The sequence below is a fragment of the [Scytonema hofmanni] UTEX 2349 genome (assembly GCF_000582685.1).
Taxonomy (GTDB): Bacteria; Cyanobacteriota; Cyanobacteriia; order Cyanobacteriales; family Nostocaceae; genus Hassallia; species Hassallia hofmanni.
In genome coordinates, this window is sequence record NZ_ALWD01000159.1 from 1 (window position 1) to 3,038 (window position 3,038).

The window sequence follows — 3,038 nt, forward strand, 5'->3', positions numbered from 1 at the left end:
CATCAAGTCGCTCAAAGAAGCGTTGTTGCAGTTGGGCTGGTAATGCCTCACCACTTGCCATTACCCGCACTAGAGACTGACATTTTTCTAATCCTTCTGCTTCTAAAAATACTTGCAGCATTGATGGGACAAAATGTAAAGTCGTAATTTGCTTCTCTAAAATCAACTTGACTAGATAGTTGGGATCTCGATGCCCTTCTGGTTGGGCTATTACTAAACGCGCACCTGTCATCAACGTCCAGAAAAATTCCCAAACTGACACGTCGAAACTGAAGGGTGTCTTCTGTAAAACAGTATCTGCTGGGCTTAATTGGTAAGCATCTTGCATCCACAATAAGCGATTGCAGATACCACGATGGGTATTCATTGCACCCTTGGGTTTACCTGTAGAACCGGAGGTGTAGATAACGTAAGCAAGGTTATCTACTGTAATCTGGGATACCGGATTTTCTATGTTTTCATCGGGGATTAGTTCCCAGTCGCTATCGATGCAAATTAATTGAGCAAAGTGAGTTGGTAGACTTTCTACCAGATATTTTTGTGTTAACAACACATCTGGTTGGGAGTCTTCTAACATATAAGCCAAGCGTTCAAAGGGATAGCTGGGGTCTAGGGGTACATATGCACCACCTGCTTTGAGGATGGCTAATAACCCGATGACCATAGAGAGCGATCGCTCTACACAAATCCCCACCAATACCTCTGGTTTTACTCCCAAAGTGCGTAGGTAATGCGCCAATTGGTTAGCTTTTGCGTTCAGTTCTCCATAGGTTAGCTGTTCCGATTCAAATACTACTGCGATCGCATCAGGCGTTTTTTCTACCTGCGCTTCAAACAACTGATGGATACATAGCTGTTGAGAATATTCAACTTCTGTATTATTCCACTCCCGCAGCAATTGATGCTGCTCAGATTTCGTTAATAATGGTAACTCCGATAAACGCTGCTGGGGATTAGCAACAATTTCTTCAAGCAACGTTTGTAAATGACCTACCATCCGACAGATCGTATTTCTCTCAAATAAATCAGTATTGTATTCAAAACTTCCGACTAACCCTGACTCTGTTTCTGTCACATATAAAATTAAATCAAACTTGGCAGTATTACTATCGCTTTCCAAAGGAGTTAAAGTCAAACCAGGCAACTCTAAAACAGATATTGGTGCATTCTGAAGCACAAACATCACTTGAAATAGTGGCGTATGACTTAAGTCTCGCTGTGGTTGCAGTTGCTCAATTAACAACTCAAAGGGCAAATCCTGATGTGCATAAGCTCCTAGTGCTACTTCCCGCACCCGTTTTAGTAGCTCTTCAAACCTGGGATTTCCTGCCAAGTTAGTTCTCAACACCACAGTATTGACAAAAAATCCAATTAACCCTTCTATCTCTCTTCGGTTACGGTTAGCGATGGGCGAACCGATCACAATATCTTCGCTACCAGTATAACGCCATAGCAGTGTTTGAAAACCTGCTAACAGGGTCATAAATAAAGTACTTCCCTGTTGCTGGCTTAATTTATTTAGGGCTGCTGATAATTCCGGAGATAAATTAAATGAGTAGTTCGCACCTCGGAAAGTCTGAATCGTCGGTCTTGGGTGGTCTGTGGGTAACTCTAATACTTTTGGTGCGTTCTCTAAATGCTTAAGCCAATAAGATATTTGAGTTTCAAGTATTTCTCCTTGCAGCCATTGTCGTTGCCAAACCGCGAAGTCTACATACTGTATTGGTAGTTCGGCTAAAGGTGTTCGCGTAGCGTCTTGCAGAGAAGGTTGCCCATTAGAGAAGGCTTGATAAAGTTTTGCCAACTCTTGCACTAGTACCCCGATTGACCAACCGTCAGAGACGATATGGTGCATTGTCAGTAGTATTATGTGTTCTTGTTCACCAAGACGTAATAGTTTTACTCTCAGTAGATGGTCGCTGCTGATGTCAAAGGGTTGTTGTGCTTCTTGTGCAGCCTGTTGTTTAATTTCGGCTTCTTGTTGATTTGTAGGTAGTTCGCTAATATCGAATATTGACAACGTTAGGGGCTTTTCTTTCGAGATGACAGCTACTGCTTGCCCTTCTCTTGTTTGAAAATTGGTTCTCAACGCTTCATGGCGGCTGATAATTTCATTAAAACTTTGTTGTAATGCTTCTACATTCAATTGTCCTTGTAGGCGAACAGCAGCAGGAATATTGTAGAATGGGCTGTCTGGTTCTAATTGAGCTAGGAACCATAATCGTTGTTGAGCAAATGATAGGGGTAATTCTGGCGATCGCGCAATCCGCTCAATATTCGTCGCTTCAACTCCTGAGTCTACCTTAATTGCTTTTTCAATTTCTTTTGCTAGCCCTGCTATTGTTGGTTTTTCAAATAAATAACGTAAAGGAAGTTCTACCTGAAATACTTGCCGAATTTGGGAAATCACACGAGTGGCAATTAAGGAATGTCCTCCCAATTCAAAGAAATTATTATCAATACCTACTTTGTCTATACCAAGTACTTCCGCCCAAATAGCCACTAATAAATTCTCTATTGGTGTGGAAGGAGGGTTAATATTTGATAATGATATCTGTGTTAATTCCGGTGCAGGCAGCGCTTTGCGATCAAGTTTACCATTAGGCGTGAGCGGTAATGCCTCCAATGTGACAAAAGCTGCTGGCACCATGTAGTTTGGCAACTTTGACTCTAAAAAGCTACGTAGTTCAGAAATTGTTAGTGTTTGCTCTTTTTGGGGGACTACATAAGCGATTATTCGCTGAGAATTTAGCAAATCTTCGCTGACTATAACTACAGTTTCTCGCACTGCTGGGTATTGGCTGATGAGTGTTTCTATTTCTCCCAGTTCAATCCGAAAACCACGTAACTTAACTTGGTTATCAATACGACCAATATACTCTATCTCTCCATTCGGCAAATACCGTGCTAAATCTCCTGTTTTATACAGACGTGCTGCTTCTTTACTAAAAGGATTGGGTATAAATTTTTCGGCTGTCAAGTCGGGACGGTTTAAGTAACCCCTACCTACTCCTACACCACCAATATAAACTTCACCC

Annotated in this window: 1 protein-coding gene; it reads right to left on the bottom strand. The window is 41.7% G+C overall.

The features are described from left to right. Positions 1 to 3,038, bottom strand: a 3,038-nt coding sequence (locus TOL9009_RS0101220; RefSeq protein ID WP_029630618.1) for a condensation domain-containing protein, incomplete at both ends; no start/stop codon positions are given.